Raw genomic sequence first — 24,028 nt, 5'->3', positions numbered from 1 at the left:
CGATACTTTAAGAAAGAGACGTATTTATTTTATTTTTCAAAACATGAGAAGCTCGAAATACTAGAACTCTGCGTGGTAAAATTGGAACTTCTTCCCCGGTTTTTGGGTTACGTCCAATACGTTCACCTTTCTCACGAACGGCGAAACTACCAAAAGACGATATTTTAACCGAATCACCTTTGATTAAGGTGTCAGAAATTTCATTCAAAACAGATTCTACCAAATCTGCAGACTCATTTCTGGACAGGCCAACTTCTTGATATACGGCTTCACTGAGATCAGCACGAGTGACTGTAGTGCTCATAATGAAGTTCCACTCCCCTTGTTATCGTTATGTGAATTTACCGGAAAAACCAGTAATTCAGATGATACACAAAGCGATTTTGCTAAACTTTTCAGGAAATTACAAGTTTTATCTCATAACGGTGTTGCATGACATCTTTTCAGATACGTTTACGTTACCAACGTATCAGCGCAGATCCCCACGTAAAACCACCGCCCATTGCTGCCATCATGATCATATCACCGCGTTTAATTCGACCGTCATAAACGGCTTCGGTCAATGCCAAAGGAATAGAAGCAGCCGAGGTGTTTGCATGTTTATCAACAGTTATGACAACTCGCTCCTTGGGAAGTTTTAATTTTTTTCCCATGGCTTCAATAATACGGATATTTGCTTGATGTGGAACGAGCCAATCAATATCTTCCGGACCTAAATTTGACTTTTTAAGCGCGGCATCAATTGCTTCTGGCATTCTTGTGACAGCTTGTCGGAACACCTCTTTTCCCTCCATACGAAGGAAGCCCGCTGTTCCGGTTGAAGATGGTCCACCATCTACATAAAGAGCATCATGACAACGCCCATCAGCATAAATGTGCGAACTTAATATGCCACTGTCGTTCGTATCTCCATTACCTTCTTCGGCCTGAAGCACAATTGCACCTGCCCCATCGCCAAAAAGAACACATGTAGAACGATCTTCCCAGTCGAGAATACGGGAAAAGGTTTCTGCGCCAATTAGCAATGCTGTCTTTGCTTGTCCAGTTTGGATTAAACTATCAACAACCGATAGGCCATAGACAAAACCGCTGCAAACGGCTTGTAAATCAAAGGCAGCGCCTCTGGTTATCCCTAGGTTCTTTTGAACAACTGTTGCTGTAGCTGGGAAGGTCTCATCTGGAGTTGCGGTCGCACAAACGATAAGGTCAACTTCTGAAACATCAATATTTGCATGCTCTAAAGCTGCAAGAGCAGCCTTTGTTGCCAAATCAGAAGTTAATTCGTTTTCTCCGGCAATATACCTATGTTTGATGCCTGTGCGCTGTTGAATCCATTCGTCTGATGTATCAACACGTTCGGCTAACTGATCATTTGTCAGAATACGTTCTGGTAAATAAGAGCCACAGCCTTTGATCTTTGCACGTACTATCATTCAAACCCAGCCTGCTCATTTATCGGTTCGCGTGTCAGCGAATCGAAATCTTCACGAATTTTGGTGACAATATCCTGATCACGCATATCAACAGCAACGCCTATTGCATTTGCAAACCCGATAGCATCTGTTCCACCATGGCTTTTAACGGCGATACCGTTAAGACCAAGAAAGATAGCCCCATTATACAGGCGAGGGTCAACACGTTTTTTTAATTTAGTAAGCGCAGAACTTGCCAAAAGATATCCTAGGCTGGCTAGCATACTACTTTTGAAGGTCTGTCTAAAGAATTCAGAGATAAGTTTTGCGGTGCCTTCAGCAGTCTTCAAGGCAACGTTTCCGGTGAAACCATCTGTGACAATAACATCCACGGTTCCTTTGCCGATATCATCGCCTTCTACAAAGCCAATGAAATCACCAGGCAGGTCTGCTTTTCGAAGCATTGAGCTCGCAACTTGCAGGTATTCGTGCCCTTTCACATCTTCGGATCCGACATTCAGAATACCAACCGAAGGTTCCTGTACACCCAGGACACAGCGGGCAAAGGCATTTCCCATAACAGCAAAATCGACAAGATTATCAGCATCACAGCTAAGGTTAGCCCCTAGATCCAACATCAGGGATTCCCCGCGCAATGTTGGAAAGAAAGAGGCAATCGCAGGACGATCGACACCAGGAAGGGTTTTGAGGACAAACTTTGACATAGCCATTAGAGCGCCAGTATTCCCGGCGGAAACAACACCATCCGCACGGCCATCCTGTACTGCATTTATGGCAAGACGCATTGATGACTTACGCCCAGAGCGTAAGGCCACAGCAGGTTTATCATCACTGAGAACTTTGTCCTCTGTATGAATAAACTCAACGACGTCTTTTAATTTGGTCGTTTTGTCGAGCAGAGGCATAACCTCTTGCTCTCGACCGAACATGAGAAATCTAACGTTAGGATATCTTTGTGAAGCTATTTCAGCTCCATGTACTACGATATCCGGTGCGTCATCACCTCCCATTGCATCTAAGGCTATGGTTATGCTACCGCTCACTGGTTTCCCGCTTGTCAAATTGATCCATAAAAGAAAGGCCGACCATCATAATGATCGGCCTATCACAAAAGACTATTTTGACAAGCCTTAGGCTTCAGCTTCTGCTACATCACGGCCATCATAAGTGCCGCATGAAGCACAAACATGGTGTGGGCGTTTTAGCTCACCACAGTTTGGGCATTCTTGTGAAACGCTTGAAGGAAGCGCATCATGTGACCGACGTTGACCACGACGGGAATTACTAATCTTACTCTTTGGAACAGCCATTGCTCTAACTCTCGCATTCAGCTTTAATAAAAAACTCGCCGCTTATTAACGAATAACTTCGCTTACGGCAAGCCCTAACTAAGGTAAATATACCCTACTTTTTAATTTGCAGGTTTTTCAGTACAGAAAACGGGCTCGTTTTAGCTGCTTCCTGCATTTCTTCTTCATCTGGCGCTTCGTCCACAGAATCGCCATCCCAAGTAGAATTAGGTACTTTCGGATAAGGGTCTAACATAACAGCCAGTTGCTGAACAATAGCCTCTCCAAAATCAATTCCTTTTGGATCGGCCATTTCAGGCGGATCTTCCGCATCAATATCAATCAGAATTTCGTCTGCTGTCTCTCGGTTAGTTTCAAAACTATAGAGAATCTCAAAAGGTTCATTGATCTTCGCCATCACAGGTTCTGCAGACAAAATGCAGGATTGTGTGACGTTCGCTTTCAATTGGCCTTTTACCTCAAGCAATGATCCCTTCCCTTTGGGATTGAGTTCGAGTATTGCGGAAAGTGATTTTAATTCAATTAAATCAAATCTCTTTGCCACAGCCTCACACTCTTCTGGTTTCGCTTTTATATTTAAAACCTGTGAGCGTGCTTGAACTTTATCAACGGGATAGCGACGCGAAAATTCACTTTCGCACGGCGTTTCCATTGCTGAACTCCTGATTATATTTCAAACGATATTATCTATGATTAAGTGTTTTCTTAAGCAGATAACAAGCTAATATTACACTTAAATTCAAGATTGCGCACAATAAGGGCCGTAAAATTATCGGTCAAATTATTTTATTGCAACGCTGCTATACTAGACTTTAGGGACAAAAGGTAATCTTGCCTGACATCAACTTTGCGATTTCTTGCCCTTTTAGATGTTCGATTTGTTGGATCACATACTTTCGAATGTATTGCAGCGATTCTTTGTCGGCATCTGTCGTGCCGTAAAGGTTACGTTCAAGCGCATTTTCCAGGACTTCCTCCCCGAGAGGTAATGCTTCTTCGTAGGCTGCCAGACGGCCGTAAAATCCCTGTAACATAGCCTTTACACGCTTTCCAACGCCGACATCCCCAACACCCATTTCTCTCAGGCTGAGGTCCATATCATAGAACATTAAATCAAAAAGCTTTTGCGAAAAGGTTTCTGTTACCTCTTTGTCATCCTTTAATCGGTGCAGCACCAGAAACATATGTAACGTAATCATATCAAAGCGCCCATCTAGGCTATCCGGTACAGAATAGCTTTCGTAAAATTCTTTCTTACGCGCTTGTGACATGAGGTTTGCATATAGATCATGCACCGCATCAGATTCGTGATCGCGACGAAAAAGCTTCCTGAACAACAACTGAACCCCTTGATATAATCAGCTTGGATTTATGACTCGAAAAAAGTATATAGACGAGTATAGTGCCTGTGTAACGCGTATGGTTTAGCAAAAACATCTTTTATGTTAAATAGCCATTCGCTCATATTTAGATCAATAAGGTCAGAATACGATTATGTCTCATAAAGTTTCCTCTAAAGCCAAAATGCTTTTGGCTGCAATGCTTATCCCTTTTGCACTAAGTGCTTGTGAAAGCCGTGTTAATGTAAGAGGAAACTATCCCGACCCGGAAGAGGTCAGCAAACTTGAAACCGGTGTATCCAGTCGTCGTGATGTTGCTGAATTATTAGGCTCACCATCTACCCTCTCGACATTTAAAGATCAGGTTTGGTACTACGTTGGCGAAAGAGTTGAAAAAACAGCCTTTTATGACCCTGTTGTTCTTGAGCGTAGCATACTTGTCGTTAAATTTTCTGAGGATGGAAAATTAGAAGAATCACAACAGTTTGCACTGGAAGACGGACGTATCATTGACCCTGTCACACGGATAACACCAACAGAGGGACAGGATTTGACAATTATTCAGCAGCTTCTTGGTAACCTTGGTAAATTCACACCAGGTGGCGGCGATAACTAATTTAGCTAGATAGCCTTCGGAGAAGAAAATCTGCGCCTTAACGGGTGTCGATATATCAAATGGACAGCAATAAAAATACCCACTGGAATGAATGCCAGCGTGTTAACTGCTGTCCAGCCGAATTTATCAAAAACAAAACCAGAGCTGAAGGCTGTTGTTGCGACAACCCCGAAAACTAAAAGCTCGTTAAAGGCTTGAACTTTGGCTTTTTCCTCTGGCCTGTATGATTCAGTTAGCATGGCACTGCCCCCGACATAAAGAAAATTCCAACCAAGACCTAACGTAACCAGTCCAAACCAGAAATTTTCAACCTCTACACCAGTCAAATTGATAGCTGCGGCCATCGCAATTAGAGTAACCCCTGCTATCTGGACCTTGACTAAACCAAACCGGTTAATAATAGACCCTGTAAAGAAGGATGGCGCATACATACCAAATACGTGCCATTGGATAACAAAGGCGGCTGCATCAAAGGGGTGGGCACAGGCAATCATCGCTGCCGGTGTTATGCTCATTATAAGATTCATACATGCATAGCTAACAATACCGCTAAGTACCGCGACAAAAAAAACGGGTTGTCGAGCTATTTCTAAAATAGACCTACCACTTGATTTTAGCTCATGTACTGCGAGTTTGGGGATATTCAAAAACTGTACGATCAATAATGTTACGAAACAAAGGGCGGTGATCGCATAAAAGCTTCCTACAAATAATATTGGGCCAAAATACTCTAGGTCTTTTGACCACTTTGCCAATTCAGGACCTGCAAATGCGGATATAACACCGCCTGCCATAACGAGGGAAATAGCTTTGTTTTTAAAAACTTCTGTAGCGGTATCTGCAGCTGCGAAGCGATAATAAGCGACCGTTGATGTGAAAGCCCCAAAAAGAAATGAGCTTAAACAAAAAAGCTCAAAATTATTTTCCAGAACGGCCTGAGCAGAGAAAAAACCTGATAGAGCACCACAAATAGCCCCAAGACTAAAGCCTGCCCGACGTCCGTAATGTTTCATAAAATATGAAATGGGTAATGCACATATCATCATGCTTAAAAACTGGAGTGATAAAGGCAGTGTGCCATAAGACTTATCGTCGGCAAGCGTCGTTCCAACAAGAGCACTCATGGAAATAAGCATAGAACTACAGCTCATTCCCAGAGCTTGGCAAATGGCAAGAAAAATGACGTTGGATTTAGTGGGGTCGTTCGGCATGTATGGGTATCTCTACTTGATTGTAAGCAACCATACACAGGACTGGTATCTAATTCCAAGGGGAATTAGTTTTGTCATAATGAATTGTTAACTCTAACTGTTTGAAGGTTTTGTGATACCTTCGATGAGAAGCTCAACATTACGTACAGCTCCCTCGCCCAAAACTTTATCGGCAACATTGATCAGACGTTTGGTAATTTTATCGTTCACATACCCATCTTGAGTGAAGTATCTGTAATAATAAAGGGAATGAAGTTCTGTCATAAAATCGTTTTGTAGCCGAATTTGCCAGCGTTCAGCATTAATAAGGTCAGGACCTTCTGCGACTTCTAACGTGATTTTTACTGTAACATGATGCGTCACAACACCTTCTTTGATAAGGTGAATTACGGTTGGCGAAAATTCGAGAAAAGCAGATGGGATTTCAGGAATTTCTTCGACAACTTCTTCTTCACTATCTGGTGCTTTCAAAAAAAACCACCACCCGGCAAACCCACCGCCCCCAAGCAGCAAGATTATTGCAATGAGTATGATAATTTTTTTCATTTAACCACCATAGTGAAATGTCTTCAGATGTAATAGTAATAATAAGGTTTAGTTTAAATTAAACAAAGAATATTCAATCAAATGAATTAAATACTAAAAATGTTTCCAGCCATATTCGCTGACAGGCATGCTCTTATTATCTCTATCTAATAACAAGACACCTCGTCCTTTAGTCAAAACGCCTATTCGTGTAACTGGAATATTTAAATTTTCTGATAATTCAATAACTTTTCCTTTGTTGCTATGTGATGCTGTGAACAATAGTTCGTAATCATCACCGCCTGAAGCCGCCAGATGAATTTCAGGATCTGTGATACCTTGGTACATATCTCTAAAGGGATTAGACAAAGGTATTTTTGAGGCGGTTATGCTAGCTTGAAGATGTGAACCATCTGCAATGTGTTTGACATCGGCAAGAAGTCCATCGGATACATCAAGGGCAGTTTTACTGATGTCTTGTTCTAACAAGGCAATGCCCAAAGGGATTCTTGGTTGAGGAACTCTATATCTGTCTATTAAAAAAGATTTTGCCGCAGAGTTTTTTGTATTAATCTCCCCTTTAAGGAGCTTCAAACCAGCAGCAGAATCTCCAATAGTGCCACTTACCCAGATATCATCCCCCTCTTCAGCAGTCGTTCGGTGTAAGCATTTACCGCGCGGGACAGAACCAAAACAAGTAAGAGAAATCGTCAATGGCCCTGGCGTTGAAACCGTGTCGCCGCCAATCAGGTGGCATCCAAAATTTTTCTGATCGTCTGCCAGGCCCTGAGTGAACGAGCTCACCCAATCACTTGCAAGTGATGCACTGTAAGAGATTGAAAGTGTGTAACCTTTTGGTTTGGCGCCCATGGCAGCTAAGTCAGAAAGGTTTACCCGTAGCGCTTTGCGCGCGATACCTTCAGCAGGGTCAGTTGATAAAAAATGAACACTCTCGACAAGAGTATCCATCGTAACAACTGAAGATCGATCAGGATCTTCGCTAATCAGTGCAGCATCATTTGTAAGGTTATAGGCTTCAGGATAACCCGCAGTAAGCGGCGCAAAATAGCTTTTGATTAGATCAAATTCTGTTTTGTCCACTTAGAAAATCCTGTCTGAATTGTATTAAAACTCGTCTTTGCGCAAGCTATGAGCCAGACGGTCAAGGACACCATTTACCATCGCTGTTTCTTTATCACCAAGAAACGCATGAGCGACATCAACATATTCAGAAATAATCACTTTTGCGGGTGTTTCTGCACGTTGTTGAATTTCATAAGCGCCAGCAACCATCACCAATCTTAACAATGGGTCCAGCCTGTGGATGGGCCACGACTTATCAAGAACAGAGACCAGCATATCATCAAGAAGTTCCCGTTCCTGACAGATACCTTTGTATAGCTCAATAAATAACTTCTGGTCCATGGCAGCAATGTTCAGTCCGTCGACTTCTTCATCTCTACGCATGTTCAGGAACTCATCCAATACAGTCTTGGAACTACCTTGGTTGAACTCTATCTGGAAAAGCGCTTGTATCAAGGCAAGGCGAGCCATACTTTTTTTCAGGCTTGCAGTTGGCGCTTTAGAATTGTCCTCAGTCACGGTCATAATTCCTTATGCAACACCGTACTGGCGTTTTAATGCGATCATATCAAGGCAAGCCCGTGTTACTGCGCCACCTTTGTTTTTTTCAGTAGCTCTTGCTCGTGCCCAAGCCTGTGCTTCGTTTTCAACTGTCAATACACCATAGCCAATCGCCATATTGCTATCAACGGCCAGATCCTGAAGCTTTCTTGCACTTTCCACACAAACATAATCGTAATGGCTTGTTTCACCGCGGATAACACAACCAAGTGCTACATAACCGTCAAATTGACGACCATCTTTGCGCTGAGATGCAAATTTAATTGCAGCAGGCAGTTCAAAAGCACCTGCAACGGCAACAACTTCGTAACTGCAGCCGTCTTTTTCAAGTTCAGCAATAGCCGCACTTTTCATCTCATCAGCAATAGCGCTATAGAAACGTGCTTCAACAATCAGAACGTGGGGTTTGTCAGTCATTCTTTGCTACCTAATAAATCCATACTGTCTGGCGCCTAATCCAATTCGATAGATTAGGTCGTCTCAACTATTGGACGCTGTTCAACTACAGAAAGCCCGTATCCGTCAAGCCCAACGATGTTTTTCTCTGCATTTGTGAGAAGAATCATCTTTTGAACACCCAAATCAAGTAAAATTTGAGCTCCGACACCATAATCTCTTAGATCATGGTTGATTTCGACGGGCTCTCCAAGTCTTGTTTTAATTGCGTCAGAAAGACTTCTTGGGGATGGTTCTCTGATAAGGACAATAACGCCGCGTCCTTCTTGATCGATCATCTTCATCGAATTATGAAGATCGTCTGCTTTCCCGCTTTGGGTATCTATTAGAACATCATCAAGTATATTTAAAGCATGCATTCTGACAAGCAAGGGCGCATCTGTTGAAATATCACCTTTCCATAAGGCGATGTGCTCGGCATAAGTTGTGTTGTTGACATAGACAGCCAAATTGAATTCGCCAGCAATTTTTGAATGCAATTTATCTTCGAGTGTTTTTTCTATTAAGTGATCATTTTTCCGTCGATATGCGATCAAATCTGCAATAGTTGCGATTTTGAGCTTGTGTGTTTGTGCAAATTCTATGAGGTCATCACGACGTGCCATTGTGCCGTCGTCGTTCATAATTTCACAAATTACGCCAGAAGGGTTTAAACCGGCCAAACGAGAAATATCAACAGCAGCCTCGGTATGTCCCGTTCTAACGAGAACGCCACCATCCCTGGCAACAAGGGGAAAAACGTGCCCTGGCGTTACAATGTCATCAGGGGAAGCGGACGGATCAGTAGCAACAGAAATCGTCCGGGCTCTATCGGGGGCCGAAATACCTGTTGTTACGCCTTCTTTGGCTTCGATAGACACGGTAAAAGCAGTTTCATGCCTAGTGCCGTTTTTTTGCGCCATAAGCGTCAGGCCAAGCTCTTCTACACGTTCCTTACAAAGCGCCAGACATATAAGGCCTCTGCCATATTTTGCCATAAAATTAATGGCTTCGGGGGTCGCCATCTGAGCAGGAATAACCAGATCGCCCTCATTTTCGCGATTTTCATCATCAACCAGAATAAACATATGGCCATTTCTTGCTTCTTCGATGATCTCCTCTGGTGGGGACAGGATATCACTAAAAGATTTTGCGCCATTAGAAGACGAATTAGCCATTGTTTTGCCTTTCCAGTAGCTGTCCAACGTAGCGGGCGAGTAGATCAATCTCTAGATTAACCTTACAACCCCCGACTTTAAAACTTCCGACCTGCCATTGACCAAGGGTTGTCATCTCTGCGGTATGTGGAATGATATTCACGCCGAACTGATTTCCGTTAACTTCGTTGACGGTAAGGGATACACCATCCAGAACGATTGAGCCTTTGGGCGCAATAAATTTAGCAAGTTCTTCTGGCGCTTCAAAAGTAAACCGTTTGGAATCTCCGTCCGGTACAATGCTGACAACAGATGCAACGCCATCAACATGCCCAGAAACCAAATGACCACCAAGCTCATCGCCCATACGCAATGCCCGTTCAAAGTTAACTGGTGTCCCCTTTGTCCATATCCCTAAAGTAGTTTTTGACAGTGTTTCAGCCGAAACATCAGCGCTAAACCACCCCTGCCCCTTCTCAACAACGGTCAGGCAAACGCCCGAGCAAGCAATCGAAGCACCGATATCGACCGTGTCCATATCAAAGGCAGTATTAAATACGAAGCGTTTGTCGCCGTTATTTAAAATTGATTGAACAGACCCAAGATCTGTGATGATACCCGTAAACATCTAAATGCCTTTTCTTATGCATTTGATAACAAAATTAAAAATCACGTCGATAGCTTTCGACCATATCATCACCCAGCTTGGCAACATTGGATAATGTGAACTTTGGTGCCAAGGATAGTTCCTCTAGCCCAAAACCAGTTGTTACCCCCAAACCATCGCCCCCAATTATCTTTGAGGCGCGAAACCAGATGATACGATCAATAAGATCCGCTTTGAAAAGTGATCCGATTATATGGCTTCCACCTTCGACCAGAAGTCTTGTAATGCCTTGTGCTCCAAGCTCTTTCAAAACTGCGATCGGGCTGATGTATCCATCTTTATCTTTATCAATGAGGCAAACTTTTACACCAGCATCTCTATACGCACTCAAACGCGATGTATCGTTTTCCCGAAAAGTCATCAGTATCGTTTCATGCTCTTTTGCCCTTGCGACAAGATCATGCGTCAAAGGCAACCTGAGCCTGCCATCCATAACAACACGTTTAGGAGACTGATGTGTCAGGCCTGGTATCCTAACATCCAGCCGAGGGTTATCTATAACCGCAGTTCCACTGCCGACAAGAATGGCATCGTTTCTTACTCTGAGCATATGTCCTGCTCGGCGAGCAGCTTCGCCAGTAACCCATTTACTTTGCCCGGACTTTGTCGCGATACGACCATCCAATGTGGTTGCAACCTTAAGAGTAACAAGCGGGCGTCCGTGTCGAATTCTTGTGAAAAATCCAGCGTTTAATTCCTCTGCCTCGTGTTGTCGTACGCCGACGTCAACCTTAATCCCGGCATCTTTTAAAGCTTGTAAGCCTCGGCCTTGAACGCGTGCATCGTTATCTTCCATAGCAACAACACAACGGCTTATTCCCGCGGCGATTAAAGCATCACAGCAAGGTGGTGTTTTTCCGTGATGAGAGCAAGGTTCAAGGGTCACATAGGCTGTTGCCCCTTGAGATGATGTTCCCGCTTCGGCTAAAGCAACGGGTTCAGCGTGCGGGCGCCCACCGGGTTGTGTTCGCCCTCTGCCAATAACCCGTCCATCCTTGACAATGACACACCCGACGGATGGATTGGGACTGGTCGTACCTAATCCCCGCGCGGCCAAAGACAAGGCGGCATCCATATGTTGGAGGTCAACATCATGCTGTTCTGCGGACATCACACGTTTCTATAACTGTTTGAGACGATATTTTGTAATTCAGATAAAATGAAAAAACTATTGATCGGACGGGTCTCGGCCTAAAATATCGAGGTCGTCGCCTAGTTTACCAACGAACTCTTCAAAATCTCTTACTTCTTTGAAATCTCTGTAAACAGACGCAAATCTGACATAACCAACTTGATCAAGTGTTGCCAACGCATCCATGACGAGTTCGCCAATTAGATCTGTCGCAATCTCGCTTTCACCAGAGGATTCCAGACGACGGACGATGCCACTGACAACGCGTTCAACACGGTCTCTGTCAACATCACGTTTTTGGAGTGCAATATTCATTGACCGAGCGATTTTTTCCCGATCAAAGGGTTCGCGCTGTCCATTCCCTTTTACAACAATCAGCTCACGTAACTGAACACGTTCAAATGTTGTAAACCGAGCGCCACAGCTTGCACACTGACGGCGCCTGCGGATCGCTGTGTGATCTTCTGTTGGTCTCGAGTCTTTGACTTGAGTATCTTCACTACTGCAAAACGGGCAGCGCATATTCCCTCACAGTTTCCCCCTAAGGGGATCCGAGTTATGACGATTTGGAAATCATAACCCGGATAAAACCTTAGATTTCCAAATCTTGGTAGATTGGGAATTCACGGCAAAGTGCTTCGACTTCGCTGCGAACTTCCGCTTCGATTTTGGAGTTATCTTCGCGGTTTGCAGCAAGTCCATCAAGAACTTTAGTGATAAGTTCACCAATTTTCTTGAATTCAGCGTCTTTAAAGCCACGTGTTGTACCTGCCGGCGTCCCCAAACGGATACCGGAAGTTACCATTGGCTTTTCTGGATCGAACGGAATGCCATTTTTATTACAGGTCAAACCGGCACGGTCTAGGCTTTCTTCTGCAATGTTACCTGTCAGGCCTTTTGGTCGTAGATCAACCAGCATCAGGTGGGTATCTGTACCGCCCGTTGTAATTGCAAAACCGTTTTCAACAAGTGTTGCTGCAAGTGTTTTTGCATTGCTGACAACCTGTTTCGCATAAATTTTGAAATCAGGATCCAGCGCTTCTTTCAATGCAACAGCTTTGGAGGCAATACAATGCATCAACGGGCCACCCTGAAGACCAGGGAATGCGGCGGAATTGATTTTCTTTCCGATATCTAGATCGTTGGAAAGAACCATACCGCCACGACCAGCACGTAGTGTCTTATGTGTTGTTGTCGTCACAACATGTGCGTGTTCCATAGGACTTGGGTGAATGCCTGCGGCAACCAAACCTGCAAAGTGTGCCATATCAACGTGTAGGTAAGCCCCTACTTCGTCTGCAATTGCACGGAACTTTGCAAAATCAAGTACGCGCGGATATGCGGAGCCACCAGCAATAATCAGCTTTGGTTTGTGTTCAACAGCCAGATCACGAATTTCATCATAATTTAGCTGGTGTGTTTCTTTATCCACACCGTAACTAACAGCATTGAACCATTTACCGGAAAGGTTCGGGCGTGATCCGTGGGTCAGGTGACCACCAGAAGCCAGATCCAGCCCCATGATTGTATCGCCAGGCTTAATCAACGCGAGAGTTACGCACTGGTTTGCCTGTGCGCCAGAGTGAGGCTGTACGTTAACATATGCACAATCGAAAAGTTCTTTGGCACGGTTGATTGCTAATTCTTCGACAATGTCAACGTATTCACAACCACCGTAATAACGACGATTTGGATAACCTTCGGCATATTTGTTTGTTAGAACAGTTCCCAGTGCCTGCATCGTAGACAGGGAAACGATATTTTCAGATGCGATAAGTTCGATCTGATTTTGTTGGCGGGCCAATTCTTTGTTAATTGCAGAAGCAATTTCAGGATCAGTTTGCGCCAAAGGTGCATTAAAGAAGGTGGTTGTATCTAAGCTCATGACAACTTCACTCTCTGGTAAAGGTGATTATTATCCAAGTTTTTCGATGCGACCTTGATGGCGCCCACCGGCAAACTCAGTGTTCAAAAAGGTTTTAAGGCAAGCTTTTGCGACCTCAATACCGGTTGTTCTGGCCCCTAGAACCAGAACGTTGGCATCGTTATGCTCACGCGATAGACGAGCCAATGTTTCGTCGTGACAAAGAGCTGCACGAATACCTGCATGTCGATTAGCGGCAATGGAAATGCCGATACCTGAACCGCAGACAAGAATACCTGTTTGTGCCTCACCATTTATAATCGCTTGTGCCAATGCAGAACCAAAGTCCGGATAGTCAACACGATCCGGGCCGTTTGTGCCCAGATCAAGCACGTCAAAGCCCAGGGCTTCGACGTCCTTTTTTAACAAGTCCTTTAGTTCATAACCTGCATGGTCAGCAGCCAAGGCAATGGTAGTTTTGCTCATTTGTCCGTACTTTTTTTGTTTTCCCGATAAAGCGAATTGATCACATAGCACACCTGTTGTGTTCTCGAAAGACAACGACAGGTTAAAGACCTCATCCAGAACTGATTTTTTTGTTTAATCATTATGTAATGAGTTCTTATATGTTCCCAGAATTTGAGGCTTATCTTTTTCGCTTTATCAGGCCTTTAAACAGGTTAAAGGTTATAATGTGATTCTTTTGTCTCATGCTAGACAATTTACGTACATTTTATAGAACATCTGCGGCATTATTGTACCAAGACAACTTATTGGCATAAGATATTAAGCGATTTGCTTTTGTTCTTAGGCTGCTATCTCTTTGAATTTACTCTCTTATACCAGAATACAAGATGTGTATAAAATATATTGAGAGAAAATAAGTGTTTGAATTGTCTCATTCTTTTAAAACCTGATAAAAATTATGCGCTATTATGTCGCAGGCAAAAAGAAGAATAATGCGGGGTACCAAAAGCTCAGAATACTTCTGATTTCATTTTTGCTTGTTTGTTGTGCGATGAAAATTTGATTTAGAGAGCTTAGTTTCTCAATTTTAAACGATAATTCCACCTCTATGGTCTTTTACCGTTTTTTGCTGAACAGATTTATCTGTCTTTTTTTTATTCAAAACATAGCTTAGCTTTTTTATGACGATTTGTTTTAGCTTTTGCTCTGTTTCTTTGGGGTCACCAACAATTGATACTTCGGTCATGGTTGCTTCGTGAAAGGCACTTACCTTTACGTAAGAACCCATTCTTGAAAACTCTACTATAATTCCCTGATCAGCTGTACTCATCAAATCAAACCAACAATAAAAAAGGTCTCTGTTAATACAGAGACCTAAAAGTAACAGAAATAATATCCTTTTCAAAGATACTACTTGTAACTTGTCATTCGATTATGCCTATGGATTAACACCGCCACCCATTGGCATAGGTGAAGACCAGAAAAGCTGAAGACGATGAAGAGTGGCCGTCGTCACTTTTAAATCTTCATCAGTAACGACACCGCCACTTATTTGTTCAGCATGGGCATCAAAAAGAGTGGAAATAGAATTGAAAATCTCTAGCCCAGTGTCTGATGCCCTGACATGAAATGATCTACGGTCATGTGGCGAGCGCTCTTGAATGAGGTAACCGTTTTCGACCATTTTTTTTACATTATAAGAAACGTTCGATCCTAAATAATATCCACGATGGGTCAGTTCCCCGACAGAAAGTTCTTCTGCCCCTATGTTATAGAGGATCAGAGCTTGAATATTATTCAGGTCCCGAATGCCGCGGCGATCTAATTCAGCCTTCACCACCTCCAAACACTGGCGGTGCAAGCGTTCAACCAAAGATATTGTTTGCAGATAAGCAGCCTTCACGATGTCCTCACAATAACCATAAACTTTAATGAAATTTGATGGTATTTTATGCAACAGGCGTTAACGGCGGATTAACCGGAATCTAATTTATAAAGAAAATAGATATAAAATCATTGATCCAAAAGAGTATTTTCCATTTTTACTATGTAATTAAGAGTAATTCTTTCTTGCTCTGGTTGTCTTGTAAACGTAGGATACATAGCATTAATTAGCGCTGATTTGGAGCTCAGCTTGCGGGCGCTTAAAAAATGCAGCTAAATCGAGGGGAAACCCGTTAGAATTTAAGATACCGCATTTACCCGCTTATTGTACCTCCAAATCGAAAGTCCCTTGATGGGAAAATTATAAACGGGTGAAGCTATGACAATTGACACAAAAAATCCTGAAACTCTGGTTCTTCATTCGGGTTACAGAAGTGACCCGCAAACAGGTGCTGTTGCCGTGCCTATCTATCAAACAACATCCTATCAGTTTGATAGCGCTGAACATGCCGCCAATCTTTTTGCTCTGAAAGAGTTTGGGAACATCTATACACGGATTATGAACCCGACAACTGCTGTTCTAGAAGAACGTATTACAGCCTTGGAAGGTGGTGCAGCATCACTTGCCGTCAGTTCTGGTCAGGCCGCAAGTACGTTGGCTATTCAAAACGTTGCAAAAGCTGGCGATAACATTGTCAGCTCTACTGAACTCTATGGCGGCACATATAACCTTTTTGCAAATACACTACCGAATATGGGCATTGAAGTTCGGTTTGTTGATCCGACTGATCCTGAAAATTTCCGCCGCGCAACGGATGAAAACACCAAAGCCTATTACGCAGAGACACTTCCCAACCCTCGCCTACGGGTCTTCCCGATAAAAGAAGTCGCTGACATAGGTAATGAGGTTGGTGTGCCTCTGATTATGGATAATACAGCAGCACCAATTCTTTGTCGCCCGATTGAACATGGTGCTCATGTTGTTGTTTACTCCACGACCAAATACATTGGTGGCCACGGAACGTCTATTGGCGGCATGATTGTTGACGGTGGTAATTTCGATTGGGAAGCCAATGCAGATCGGTTCCCGCTTTTGACCCAACCTGATCCCAGCTATCATGGGGCTGTCTGGACAGAAGCCGTTAAACCACTCGGTCCAATTGCCTACATCATTCGTGCTCGTGTTGTTCTGCTTCGCGATCTTGGTTCAGCTATGTCACCAATGAACGCTTTCCAGTTTATCCAAGGAATGGAAACACTTCCGCTGCGTATGCGCGAACACTGTAAAAACGCAAGGGCTGTTGCTGAATTCCTAAGCAAACATTCATCTGTTGAGACGGTTATTCATCCTAGTCAGGCGAGCGGTACAGAACGTGATCGGGCAGATAAATACCTGAAAGGCGGTCATGGTGCCCTCCTCGGTTTCGAGCTTAAAGGCGGTAAAGAAGCTGGCCGCAAGTTTATTGATAGCCTGAAAATGTTTTACCACGTTGCTAATATTGGGGATGCCCGCAGCCTTGCGATCCATCCGGCGACGACAACACATTCACAGCTCACAGCCGAAGAACAGGCCCTTACCGGTATTTCTGAAAGCTATGTGCGCTTGTCTATTGGGATTGAGCATATCGATGATATCCTCGCAGACCTTAGCCAAGCGCTAGAGGCTTCTGGCAACTAGTTTGCTAAGATTTTTACGTTATAAAAAGGGAGCATCTAGTACAGACGCTCCCTTTTTTTGTTTCTATATCAGTCTTTATTTAAAAGAAATCTGATATTTACCAAAACCATCTTTGCCTTCACCGACGTAGCTGATGATGTCTTTGCTACTCAAAATACCTTTTGCAGCAGGCGTTGTTTCAAAGACGACATTTACCGCCTCTTTGATTGGTGCAAAACCCCAGTTTTTATCAGCGCTCGGATCAATTTTCTTTTGGTCAAATATGTAGTTTGCCAGAACTGTTCTATTCTCATCAGGTGCTTGAATAATGACTGTTGAACCATCCAGTGCCGGGAAGTACCCGCCCCCATGAGCACGATAGTTATTGGTTACCACAACAAACTGAGCATCCATATCCAATGGTTTACCCTGATAAGTCATATCAATGATGCGATTGGTTTTTCCAAGGACATAAAAGTGACAGCTGGATGAAACAAAATTTACAGCACCAAAGAGTCTTCGAGGGTAATGCTAAGGGGGATTTTGATTTATCTTTAAGAATTAGTTTCTTGATTTTTAAGGGTTTGCGACGATCTGCCCTATCGATCTTCAAGCCGAATACTTGCAATTTCGAGAGCTTCGGTAGAAGGTAGCAAAAAACGAATCTCATCAGGAGAAAACAATTGAATAAGACCTTTAGGCAGGATCTTGTCGTTAGACCGCGCCGTATTCGTACGGATGACTGGACGCGCCGTATGGTTGCTGAAAACCGCCTGTCTGTTGATGACTTTATTTGGCCTGTGTTTCTTCAAGAAGACAACGGCACCACGGATGTACCATCAATGCCGGGCGTTAAAAGATACGGCCCTGATTGTTTGATTGATGCCATTGCCGATGCTGTCGAGCTGGGCATTCCAGCAATTGCGCTTTTCCCCTATAATAACCCTGCGACAAAAACAGAAGATTGTCGCGAGGCATATAACCCGGACAATCTGATCTGTCAGGCAACAAGATCAATCAGAAAGCATTACCAGGAAATCGCTCTGATCGGTGATGTTGCCTTGGATCCCTATAACTCATTGGGGCATGATGGTATTGTTAAGGACGGTGTTATTCTAAATGACGAGTCCGTTGAAATTCTGTGTCGCCAGGCTTTGGTTCAGGCCGAAGCCGGATGTGACTATGTTGGGCCGTCAGATATGATGGACGGTCGTATCGGGGCAATCCGTGATACATTGGACGACGCAGGCTATACCTATACAAAGATCATGTCTTACAGCGCCAAGTATGCCAGTGGTTTTTATGGCCCCTTCCGGGATGCCGTCGGCGCAAAGGGTGCTTTAAAAGGCGATAAAAAGACCTATCAAATGGACCCGGCCAACAGCGAAGAAGCCTTACGACTTGTTGAAAACGACCTTCAACAAGGGGCAGATATGGTTATGGTTAAGCCTGGTATTGCCTATCTGGATATTATTCAGCGGATTAAAGATACCTTTGGTGTGCCAACCATGGCCTATCAGGTCAGCGGCGAATATGCGATGATTAAGGCTGCATCTGCCAACGGCTGGCTTGATCATGATGCAGTTATGATGGAAAGCCTGATGGCCTTTAAACGGGCCGGAACCGATGCGGTCCTGACATATTTCGCACTGGATGCCGCTCGGCTACTTAAATAACAGGGTACACGATAAATTTGATCAAAGGCCTGATTTTTGGATCAGGTCTTTTTCTTTTGACGTGCTGCACGTTTCTTATGGAAATATTACATAAAAATATTGATTTTTAATGGGTTGGATATTTACTACCAATCACTATATTTTCAGGGTAAGATCACTTTTCTTTTCTGAGAACTTTTTCAAGTTTTCATACTTTTCTCGAAAGCGGATTTCTTTCCGTTCCTTATGACACCTCAATGGAGGCTGCAATGACTTTACGTCTCGGCGATACAGCACCTGATTTCTCACAAGATTCTACCGAAGGTACAATTGATTTTTATGACTTTGTTGGCGATAGCTGGGCTGTTCTTTTCTCTCACCCAAAAGATTTTACGCCTGTTTGTACAACAGAACTTGGCTATGTCGGAAAGCTCAAGCCAGAATTTGACAAGCGTAACGTAAAGGTTCTTGGCCTGAGTGTTGACCCGCTTTCTGATCACACACAATGGGTTGGCGATATCGAAGAAACTCAGGGTCATCAGTTTAACTTCCCGCTTTTGGCTGATGCGGATCGCAAAGTGTCTAATCTTTACGACATGATCCACCCAAATGCGAACGATACGCTGACTGTTCGTTCTGTTTTCGTCATTGATCCGTCAAAAAAAGTACGTTTGATCATTACCTACCCGGCTAGCACCGGACGTAACTTTGATGAAATCCTGCGTGTTATCGACTCATTGCAGTTGACCGATGGTTACAAAGTAGCAACGCCAGTTAACTGGAAAGACGGTGATGATGTGATCATCGTTCCAGCCCTGAGCGACGAAGATGCGAAAGAACGTTTCCCGAAAGGTTGGGTGGCACACAAACCTTATCTGCGTGTAACACCACAACCAAATAAATAAGCATAATAGCTTTATATGTATAATGAGAAAGCCCGGTAATCTTGCCGGGCTTTTTTATGATTTTTCAAATTAATAAAAAACACGTAACAATTTTCTTTTGAATATTGATAGTTCCTTTACCTCAAAGGCGGGAAGCATAATCTGATTCTGTTGATCTATCTATGAGGTCGGAATAACTGTCGGCCTGTATTTTACTGTGTATTGTTTTTCCCGGCATTGCCACGAGCAACAAACCCAAGATGATATTCACGCCGGGTACGGCAATTAATAATGCCAGCCATTTGGACCAGCCAATATGATTTAAACGATGTGCCATCCAGCACATTTGCGCACAAAAAGTGGTAAGGATAACCGAAAGAATAGTCCAGCCACCCTGAATTTCTATGTCCTCGATAGGATCTTGAAGTGCTGAAATAATATCTTCAAGGGGGATGATATTTGTAAAACTCATAATCAGGAATGCCCAAAGAAAAAGGGATAGAAATAGCATTCTAAAAATATAGGTAACTCGTCCAAGAACCTTTTCATCACTGCTGACATAAAGAATTGTCGGCGGTAAAATGATTACGGAAATAATGGCAAAAATTCCTAGCATTAACATAGCTCAATTTAGTTGGCACCTACGACAACTCTACTAAACAGGGATTAATTATCAACAAATAATAGTTAAAATTGTATCCTTTTGGTGCGTCTATTTTTTACATAATATTTTTTAAGTCACGCGACATATTTTAGTTAGTACACTGTTATCATTAGAAAATATATTTAACTTGAAATTCTTATTATTTTAGAATATTCATTTTAAAACAACCAATCTAAAATTTTATGGAAATTAAATGGGCCGAAATTTATCATTTAATGAAAAAGAGACCCTTGCGAAAGTGGCAAATATCTTTCGTGAAAAAGGGTATGAAGCAACCACGGTTAAAGACCTTGAAAAGGCAACGGGTTTAACATCGGGAAGCCTTTATAATTCTTTTGGCGGCAAGGAAGCTCTTTTTGACATAGCGATTGGTTATTACAACAATAACGTTGTGCGAAATAGGATCAGCAGATTTTTGGATCAGGCGGATGATCCGCTTGCGGGTTTAAAAGATCTTTTCCATTCATTGCTTAATGAGCTTGGTGGTCAGGAAAATGGATGTTTATTAACCAACACGGCAGTCGAATTTAACAACAGACGCAGACATATAACGCAAGAACTAGATACTGGATTTTCCCTTTTAGAAGCTGCGTTCAAAAGACAGATTATTCGTTGTACCGAAAAAGGGAAAATATCAAAACACCCTTCCCCTCAACAAGCAGCTACACGTCTGCTCATTTTTTACCAGGGTATTCTCGTTTTGGTTCGGGCGGGACTACGGCGCAAAGAAATAGAGCAGATCATCAATGATGAAGTGGATATGATTTTGGGGAGAGCGTCTTAATGCTGCAAGAGCCTGATGATCATAAGAATAACTTCTCTCGGTATATTCTGGAACAACTTGAACCGTTAGGTAACTTGAAAATAGCGCGGTTCTTTGTTGGCAAGTCAATCAAATACCAAAACAAGCCGTTCTGTATGATCATAAAAAACAGGCTGTATTTCAGGGGCAGTCCGGACAGCCTTTCTGAATACCTGAATTATAGATCAGAGCCTTTTAGCTATTTAAGAAAAAATGGTCGGGTACAGGTCAAAAAATATTACGAAGTCCCTGCCGACATTCTGGATGATATTGACGCATTAAGGACGTGGGCAAAATGCGCCATCAAAGCTACGTTATAAGGAGCTACGATTAAGACGTTAGGTTCTAAAGGGCCAGGTTTTAAATAGCGGCCCCTCACCTTTTCTTAAAATTTAGATCTCGTACTTTATCCGGCAATCGTACGCTTTAACTTTGCAAAAGTACTTTCTGTACCTAACTCACCACCGAGTTGCTTTAGATAGCTCCGTACTTGTGAGCTCATAACAACAGAGCCGTCGTTCATAAACCTTTCGTGGTTCTTCTCGATATCAGCCAGATCATATCGGTAGTTGACCATAATACCGCTTGCTTGCGATATTCCTTTTTCAGATGTATCACCCAACCAGTTGATCTGGTTTAGCTGCGCACCGTTTTTAAGGTGGAATCGTGCCACAGGATCCAGTGCGCGGCCTTTATGATCTTTTTCATGGAAATAAGCGACGCACAAACGGCTGAGCGGACCGCGTAATAGCTCGCTGAGTTCTTTATCTTCATACCAGTTTTGGTCTTGAAAACAGAGAAAAACAGCGGTCTTGGCTACATCTGCCCCTGTCTTTGCCTTTAAACGCTCCATTTCATCGCTTGTGACGGCGTCTTCGTAGAAACTTGCATCCAGATCGGCAAGCCAAGCCCTGAACCCTGGAACAGGAGACAAGGTCGCGTAGGTTTTTATCCACGGCATTTCATGAGATAGGTGCTGCACAACCTGTTTGATCAGATGCTCACCAAAGGATATACCACGTAATCCCGTTTGTGTATTGGTTATGGAATAGAAAATAGCCGTGTCTGCATTTCGTGGGTTCCCAAGTGGCGCTTCAACGTCTAATAGCGCTTGAACATTTTTTGCCAAGCCCTTGACCAACGCAACCTCGACAAAAGCAAGTGGTTCATCGGGCATACGGGGATGAAAAAGCGCGTAACAACGACGGTCTGAATCCAGACGATTTCGAAGGTCTTCCCAGGAATCTATTTCATGTACTGCTTCATACGCGATCAGTTTCTCTAAAAGAGCGGCAGATGTATGCCAGTTCATTTCAACCAGATCGAGAAAGCCTGTATCGAACCAAGAATTCAAAAGTTGTTGTAGATCACGATCCAAAGCGTTGAGATAAGGGTCTTTACCTTTTATCTTTAAAAGATCATCACGGATATCAACCAGAAACTTCACGCCATTTGGTAAGGCATTGAATTGCATTAATAGCTTTAATCGATCAGGGGCAGAAGCCTGTCTTAGATGATAGGCTGCGATAATACGTTCAGCTTCGTTTTTTGCTGTTTGATACTCATTAATGGTTGATTTAATCAGATCATCATTGGCACAAAAATCCTCAGCAAGCGTTTTCAGAAAGACACGTTTTCCATCAAGATCAAGGTCCAGATAAGTTCGTCCAAGATCCGCTGTTCGCATTCTGGCCGATACATCGCCTCCTGGTCCGTTCAGGCATTCATCCATCATTTTTTTGATGTTTTTTGTCTTAACGGACGAATCAGAACTAGAAAGTCCAACGCTGCGCGCGGCCGTCTGGGCGATATCCCGCCATGCGCCGGATAGCTGTGATAAAGTACTTACAGTTGCCAGATTTTCGTTCGCCATCATTAATACCCTTAAAGATCAGAATGTGCTAAATCACACTTGATGATGATCCTGATATATTCAAGATCAATACAAAAGCTTTCTACCAACTTTTAAAGCCCATTGTTAGAGCAATACAACTTAATAGCAGCAAAACTATGATTGCCTTAAATTAGCTCGAAGAAAGTATGGAACGGGAACTTTTTTATTGTGTTAGTTGCTGTTCGCAGCTCGATTGTGTGCCCGCCAGCTCTGTGCTTCGATGAAGACCTTTCTGACATCGGCATGTGTGGTTCTGATTTGCCGTTCCATTTTGGAAATAACGGCTTCTACTTCCTGCGATGAAATATCATCCTTAAAGTCAAGCGACAGAGTAACCAGAATATCCATGGGACCATTTTGTAGTGAAAGGATTTCGTTGGTTCTAAGCACTTCTGGATGATGGGCGATAATGCGTCGGATTGATCTTTCAATTTCCGGGTCAGCACCTTCACCGATTAAAAGTCCTTTTGTCTCGTAGGCCAAAACCCACGCGATGGTAGCAAGTAAAATACCAATAACGACTGACGCAACACCATCGAGTTCAGGAATATCCAACCACAAGCCTAGGCCAAGTCCAATCAATGCTACCATCAACCCTAGCATAGCAGCAGAATCTTCTAACAAGACCGCAAAAATTGACGGATCTTTACTTGCTGCAACAGCCGCAAAATAATTACTTCCCTTTACGGAGTTTTTAAATTCTTTGAAGGCAATATACCAGGCAGCACCCTCAAAAACGAGCGCGGCGCCGAGCACAACAAAGTTAACCATAGGGTTTTGAATAGGTTCTGGATCCATAATTTTATGGATACCTTCGTATATGGAAACACCTGAACCAATCGCAAAAACCAATAAGGCAACAACAAAAGCCCAGAAATATAATTCGCGACCATACCCATAGGGGTGTCTTTGATCCGGAGAGCGTTTTGCACGATGCAAACCGTAAAGCAACAACCCTTGGTTCCCAGTATCTACCGCTGAATGGATAGCTTCGCTGAACATAGCAGAGCTGCCTGTGTACGCAGCCGCAATTGCCTTTGTTATTGCAATCAAGCCGTTTCCGGCCATTGCTGCGAAGATGACCATTTTGGATGAATTTCCGGCCATGCCTGTTCCCCTTTATCACGAACAAGTTCAAAGTCCGTTATTACAATCGGCCCATTGATCTGATTTGGTTCGTGTCTTGAAATAGAAATCAAATAAGAAGCGACATAATAAGGAACATGTGACAAGGTTCAATCACCTTCTTAGACATTCTAATTTTTACTCTCTGATTTTATTTGTATG

Annotated in this window: 29 protein-coding genes and 1 riboswitch; of the genes, 6 read left to right on the top strand and 23 right to left on the bottom strand. The window is 43.2% G+C overall.

Annotated features, from left to right (window positions below):
• Positions 1 to 7: 7 nt before the first annotated feature.
• From ACN0W5_RS05290 to ACN0W5_RS05265, 6 genes are all read right to left on the bottom strand, one after another.
• A complete protein-coding gene (locus ACN0W5_RS05290; RefSeq protein WP_046509138.1) occupies positions 8 to 304 on the bottom strand; it encodes an integration host factor subunit alpha in 297 nt (98 codons plus the stop codon).
• 154 nt (positions 305 to 458) lie between these two features.
• Positions 459 to 1,433 (bottom strand): beta-ketoacyl-ACP synthase III, encoded by a 975-nt coding sequence (locus ACN0W5_RS05285; protein WP_417453158.1) that lies wholly within the window; start codon positions 1,431 to 1,433, stop codon positions 459 to 461.
• Positions 1,430 to 2,476, bottom strand: coding sequence for a phosphate acyltransferase PlsX (gene plsX / locus ACN0W5_RS05280; protein WP_299375491.1), 1,047 nt, complete (start codon positions 2,474 to 2,476; stop codon positions 1,430 to 1,432). Before plsX ends, ACN0W5_RS05285 begins: the two co-directional genes overlap by 4 nt.
• Positions 2,477 to 2,563: 87 nt before the next feature.
• A complete protein-coding gene (gene rpmF, locus ACN0W5_RS05275; RefSeq protein WP_417429641.1) occupies positions 2,564 to 2,743 on the bottom strand; it encodes a 50S ribosomal protein L32 in 180 nt (59 codons plus the stop codon).
• A 94-nt stretch (positions 2,744 to 2,837) separates the two neighbouring features.
• A complete protein-coding gene (locus ACN0W5_RS05270; RefSeq protein WP_417453157.1) occupies positions 2,838 to 3,395 on the bottom strand; it encodes a DUF177 domain-containing protein in 558 nt (185 codons plus the stop codon).
• A 160-nt stretch (positions 3,396 to 3,555) separates the two neighbouring features.
• On the bottom strand, positions 3,556 to 4,080 hold the full coding sequence (locus ACN0W5_RS05265) for a ubiquinol-cytochrome C chaperone family protein (protein WP_417453156.1): 525 nt from the start codon (positions 4,078 to 4,080) through the stop codon (positions 3,556 to 3,558).
• A gap of 157 nt (positions 4,081 to 4,237) precedes the next feature.
• Here ACN0W5_RS05265 and ACN0W5_RS05260 point away from each other — a divergent pair, with 157 nt between their 5' ends.
• Positions 4,238 to 4,699, top strand: coding sequence for an outer membrane protein assembly factor BamE (locus ACN0W5_RS05260; RefSeq protein WP_417453155.1), 462 nt, complete (start codon positions 4,238 to 4,240; stop codon positions 4,697 to 4,699).
• A 5-nt stretch (positions 4,700 to 4,704) separates the two neighbouring features.
• Here ACN0W5_RS05260 and ACN0W5_RS05255 read toward each other — a convergent pair whose 3' ends face one another.
• The 13 genes from ACN0W5_RS05255 to ACN0W5_RS05195 all read right to left on the bottom strand — a co-directional run bounded on the left by ACN0W5_RS05255 (position 4,705) and on the right by ACN0W5_RS05195 (position 15,204).
• Positions 4,705 to 5,910 carry an MFS transporter gene (locus tag ACN0W5_RS05255; protein ID WP_417453154.1) on the bottom strand — a complete coding sequence of 402 codons (1,206 nt, stop codon included), beginning with the start codon at positions 5,908 to 5,910 and terminating at the stop codon, positions 4,705 to 4,707.
• A gap of 93 nt (positions 5,911 to 6,003) precedes the next feature.
• Positions 6,004 to 6,456 (bottom strand): hypothetical protein, encoded by a 453-nt coding sequence (locus ACN0W5_RS05250; protein ID WP_417453153.1) that lies wholly within the window; start codon positions 6,454 to 6,456, stop codon positions 6,004 to 6,006.
• A gap of 93 nt (positions 6,457 to 6,549) precedes the next feature.
• Positions 6,550 to 7,536 (bottom strand): thiamine-phosphate kinase, encoded by a 987-nt coding sequence (gene thiL / locus ACN0W5_RS05245; protein ID WP_417453152.1) that lies wholly within the window; start codon positions 7,534 to 7,536, stop codon positions 6,550 to 6,552.
• A 24-nt stretch (positions 7,537 to 7,560) separates the two neighbouring features.
• Entirely contained in the window at positions 7,561 to 8,037 is a 477-nt protein-coding gene (nusB, locus tag ACN0W5_RS05240; protein WP_417433757.1) for a transcription antitermination factor NusB, read from the bottom strand.
• 12 nt (positions 8,038 to 8,049) lie between these two features.
• Positions 8,050 to 8,496, bottom strand: coding sequence for a 6,7-dimethyl-8-ribityllumazine synthase (gene ribH, locus ACN0W5_RS05235; protein ID WP_417453151.1), 447 nt, complete (start codon positions 8,494 to 8,496; stop codon positions 8,050 to 8,052).
• Between the two features lie 53 nt (positions 8,497 to 8,549).
• The gene (ribB, locus tag ACN0W5_RS05230) at positions 8,550 to 9,692 is read right to left on the bottom strand and encodes a 3,4-dihydroxy-2-butanone-4-phosphate synthase (protein ID WP_299377271.1); all 1,143 of its coding nucleotides are present in this window, start codon (positions 9,690 to 9,692) and stop codon (positions 8,550 to 8,552) included.
• Positions 9,685 to 10,299 carry a riboflavin synthase gene (locus tag ACN0W5_RS05225; protein WP_417453150.1) on the bottom strand — a complete coding sequence of 205 codons (615 nt, stop codon included), beginning with the start codon at positions 10,297 to 10,299 and terminating at the stop codon, positions 9,685 to 9,687. Before ACN0W5_RS05225 ends, ribB begins: the two co-directional genes overlap by 8 nt.
• A gap of 34 nt (positions 10,300 to 10,333) precedes the next feature.
• The gene (ribD, locus tag ACN0W5_RS05220) at positions 10,334 to 11,449 is read right to left on the bottom strand and encodes a bifunctional diaminohydroxyphosphoribosylaminopyrimidine deaminase/5-amino-6-(5-phosphoribosylamino)uracil reductase RibD (protein WP_417453149.1); all 1,116 of its coding nucleotides are present in this window, start codon (positions 11,447 to 11,449) and stop codon (positions 10,334 to 10,336) included.
• A 57-nt stretch (positions 11,450 to 11,506) separates the two neighbouring features.
• Positions 11,507 to 11,992 (bottom strand): transcriptional regulator NrdR, encoded by a 486-nt coding sequence (nrdR, locus tag ACN0W5_RS05215; protein WP_417453148.1) that lies wholly within the window; start codon positions 11,990 to 11,992, stop codon positions 11,507 to 11,509.
• Positions 11,993 to 12,062: 70 nt separating this feature from the next.
• Entirely contained in the window at positions 12,063 to 13,355 is a 1,293-nt protein-coding gene (gene glyA, locus ACN0W5_RS05210; protein ID WP_417453146.1) for a serine hydroxymethyltransferase, read from the bottom strand.
• A gap of 30 nt (positions 13,356 to 13,385) precedes the next feature.
• A complete protein-coding gene (rpiB, locus tag ACN0W5_RS05205) occupies positions 13,386 to 13,820 on the bottom strand; it encodes a ribose 5-phosphate isomerase B (protein WP_417453145.1) in 435 nt (144 codons plus the stop codon).
• A gap of 568 nt (positions 13,821 to 14,388) precedes the next feature.
• A complete protein-coding gene (locus ACN0W5_RS05200; protein ID WP_417453144.1) occupies positions 14,389 to 14,631 on the bottom strand; it encodes a DUF6898 family protein in 243 nt (80 codons plus the stop codon).
• A gap of 108 nt (positions 14,632 to 14,739) precedes the next feature.
• Positions 14,740 to 15,204 (bottom strand): MarR family winged helix-turn-helix transcriptional regulator, encoded by a 465-nt coding sequence (locus tag ACN0W5_RS05195; RefSeq protein WP_299377257.1) that lies wholly within the window; start codon positions 15,202 to 15,204, stop codon positions 14,740 to 14,742.
• A gap of 201 nt (positions 15,205 to 15,405) precedes the next feature.
• Positions 15,406 to 15,479: riboswitch (SAM riboswitch) on the top strand.
• Positions 15,480 to 15,564: 85 nt separating this feature from the next.
• Here ACN0W5_RS05195 and ACN0W5_RS05190 point away from each other — a divergent pair.
• A complete protein-coding gene (locus tag ACN0W5_RS05190; RefSeq protein ID WP_417453143.1) occupies positions 15,565 to 16,863 on the top strand; it encodes an O-acetylhomoserine aminocarboxypropyltransferase/cysteine synthase family protein in 1,299 nt (432 codons plus the stop codon).
• Positions 16,864 to 16,938: 75 nt separating this feature from the next.
• Here ACN0W5_RS05190 and ACN0W5_RS05185 read toward each other — a convergent pair whose 3' ends face one another.
• Positions 16,939 to 17,292 (bottom strand): 5'-nucleotidase C-terminal domain-containing protein, encoded by a 354-nt coding sequence (locus ACN0W5_RS05185; RefSeq protein WP_417453581.1) that lies wholly within the window; start codon positions 17,290 to 17,292, stop codon positions 16,939 to 16,941.
• A 233-nt stretch (positions 17,293 to 17,525) separates the two neighbouring features.
• On the opposite strand from ACN0W5_RS05185, the gene hemB reads away from it, so the two are divergent.
• Both hemB and ACN0W5_RS05175 read left to right on the top strand, forming a co-directional pair.
• Positions 17,526 to 18,518, top strand: a complete 993-nt coding sequence (hemB, locus tag ACN0W5_RS05180) for a porphobilinogen synthase (protein ID WP_417453142.1) — start codon at positions 17,526 to 17,528, stop codon at positions 18,516 to 18,518.
• Between the two features lie 248 nt (positions 18,519 to 18,766).
• A complete protein-coding gene (locus tag ACN0W5_RS05175; protein ID WP_417453141.1) occupies positions 18,767 to 19,402 on the top strand; it encodes a peroxiredoxin in 636 nt (211 codons plus the stop codon).
• 121 nt (positions 19,403 to 19,523) lie between these two features.
• Here ACN0W5_RS05175 and ACN0W5_RS05170 read toward each other — a convergent pair whose 3' ends face one another.
• Positions 19,524 to 19,997: a DUF805 domain-containing protein gene (locus ACN0W5_RS05170; protein ID WP_417453140.1), complete on the bottom strand. Its 474-nt coding sequence runs from the start codon at positions 19,995 to 19,997 to the stop codon at positions 19,524 to 19,526.
• Between the two features lie 241 nt (positions 19,998 to 20,238).
• Here ACN0W5_RS05170 and ACN0W5_RS05165 point away from each other — a divergent pair, with 241 nt between their 5' ends.
• Together ACN0W5_RS05165 and ACN0W5_RS05160 are read left to right on the top strand one after the other, a co-directional pair.
• On the top strand, positions 20,239 to 20,829 hold the full coding sequence (locus tag ACN0W5_RS05165) for a TetR/AcrR family transcriptional regulator (RefSeq protein ID WP_417453139.1): 591 nt from the start codon (positions 20,239 to 20,241) through the stop codon (positions 20,827 to 20,829).
• Positions 20,829 to 21,167 carry a TfoX/Sxy family protein gene (locus ACN0W5_RS05160; protein WP_417453138.1) on the top strand — a complete coding sequence of 113 codons (339 nt, stop codon included), beginning with the start codon at positions 20,829 to 20,831 and terminating at the stop codon, positions 21,165 to 21,167. The genes ACN0W5_RS05165 and ACN0W5_RS05160 overlap by 1 nt, the downstream gene beginning before the upstream one ends.
• 86 nt (positions 21,168 to 21,253) lie before the next feature.
• Here ACN0W5_RS05160 and ACN0W5_RS05155 read toward each other — a convergent pair whose 3' ends face one another.
• Positions 21,254 to 22,720 carry a malonyl-CoA decarboxylase gene (locus ACN0W5_RS05155; protein WP_417453137.1) on the bottom strand — a complete coding sequence of 489 codons (1,467 nt, stop codon included), beginning with the start codon at positions 22,718 to 22,720 and terminating at the stop codon, positions 21,254 to 21,256.
• Between the two features lie 192 nt (positions 22,721 to 22,912).
• Positions 22,913 to 23,848, bottom strand: a complete 936-nt coding sequence (locus ACN0W5_RS05150) for a cation diffusion facilitator family transporter (protein WP_417453136.1) — start codon at positions 23,846 to 23,848, stop codon at positions 22,913 to 22,915.
• Positions 23,849 to 24,028: the final 180 nt, after the last annotated feature.

This window comes from Kiloniella sp., from assembly GCF_048270245.1.
Lineage (GTDB): Bacteria > Pseudomonadota > Alphaproteobacteria > Kiloniellales > Kiloniellaceae > Kiloniella.
Note: the sequence above shows the minus strand (reverse complement) of the source record. Positions and strands in the feature narration are given on the sequence as shown.

What these genes read in the sequence shown, in the direction of transcription:
- ACN0W5_RS05290 (WP_046509138.1), bottom strand. Translation starts at nt 304, where the DNA reads ATGAGCACTACAGTCACTCGTGCTGATCTCAGTGAAGCCGTATATCAA.
- ACN0W5_RS05285 (WP_417453158.1), bottom strand. Translation starts at nt 1,433, where the DNA reads ATGATAGTACGTGCAAAGATCAAAGGCTGTGGCTCTTATTTACCAGAA.
- rpmF (WP_417429641.1), bottom strand. Translation starts at nt 2,743, where the DNA reads ATGGCTGTTCCAAAGAGTAAGATTAGTAATTCCCGTCGTGGTCAACGT.
- ACN0W5_RS05270 (WP_417453157.1), bottom strand. Translation starts at nt 3,395, where the DNA reads ATGGAAACGCCGTGCGAAAGTGAATTTTCGCGTCGCTATCCCGTTGAT.
- ACN0W5_RS05260 (WP_417453155.1), top strand. Translation starts at nt 4,238, where the DNA reads ATGTCTCATAAAGTTTCCTCTAAAGCCAAAATGCTTTTGGCTGCAATG.
- ACN0W5_RS05255 (WP_417453154.1), bottom strand. Translation starts at nt 5,910, where the DNA reads ATGCCGAACGACCCCACTAAATCCAACGTCATTTTTCTTGCCATTTGC.
- ACN0W5_RS05250 (WP_417453153.1), bottom strand. Translation starts at nt 6,456, where the DNA reads ATGAAAAAAATTATCATACTCATTGCAATAATCTTGCTGCTTGGGGGC.
- ribH (WP_417453151.1), bottom strand. Translation starts at nt 8,496, where the DNA reads ATGACTGACAAACCCCACGTTCTGATTGTTGAAGCACGTTTCTATAGC.
- ribB (WP_299377271.1), bottom strand. Translation starts at nt 9,692, where the DNA reads ATGGCTAATTCGTCTTCTAATGGCGCAAAATCTTTTAGTGATATCCTG.
- ACN0W5_RS05225 (WP_417453150.1), bottom strand. Translation starts at nt 10,299, where the DNA reads ATGTTTACGGGTATCATCACAGATCTTGGGTCTGTTCAATCAATTTTA.
- ribD (WP_417453149.1), bottom strand. Translation starts at nt 11,449, where the DNA reads ATGTCCGCAGAACAGCATGATGTTGACCTCCAACATATGGATGCCGCC.
- nrdR (WP_417453148.1), bottom strand. Translation starts at nt 11,992, where the DNA reads ATGCGCTGCCCGTTTTGCAGTAGTGAAGATACTCAAGTCAAAGACTCG.
- glyA (WP_417453146.1), bottom strand. Translation starts at nt 13,355, where the DNA reads ATGAGCTTAGATACAACCACCTTCTTTAATGCACCTTTGGCGCAAACT.
- rpiB (WP_417453145.1), bottom strand. Translation starts at nt 13,820, where the DNA reads ATGAGCAAAACTACCATTGCCTTGGCTGCTGACCATGCAGGTTATGAA.
- ACN0W5_RS05200 (WP_417453144.1), bottom strand. Translation starts at nt 14,631, where the DNA reads ATGAGTACAGCTGATCAGGGAATTATAGTAGAGTTTTCAAGAATGGGT.
- ACN0W5_RS05190 (WP_417453143.1), top strand. Translation starts at nt 15,565, where the DNA reads ATGACAATTGACACAAAAAATCCTGAAACTCTGGTTCTTCATTCGGGT.
- ACN0W5_RS05175 (WP_417453141.1), top strand. Translation starts at nt 18,767, where the DNA reads ATGACTTTACGTCTCGGCGATACAGCACCTGATTTCTCACAAGATTCT.
- ACN0W5_RS05170 (WP_417453140.1), bottom strand. Translation starts at nt 19,997, where the DNA reads ATGCTAGGAATTTTTGCCATTATTTCCGTAATCATTTTACCGCCGACA.
- ACN0W5_RS05165 (WP_417453139.1), top strand. Translation starts at nt 20,239, where the DNA reads ATGGGCCGAAATTTATCATTTAATGAAAAAGAGACCCTTGCGAAAGTG.
- ACN0W5_RS05160 (WP_417453138.1), top strand. Translation starts at nt 20,829, where the DNA reads ATGCTGCAAGAGCCTGATGATCATAAGAATAACTTCTCTCGGTATATT.
- ACN0W5_RS05155 (WP_417453137.1), bottom strand. Translation starts at nt 22,720, where the DNA reads ATGGCGAACGAAAATCTGGCAACTGTAAGTACTTTATCACAGCTATCC.
- ACN0W5_RS05150 (WP_417453136.1), bottom strand. Translation starts at nt 23,848, where the DNA reads ATGGCCGGAAATTCATCCAAAATGGTCATCTTCGCAGCAATGGCCGGA.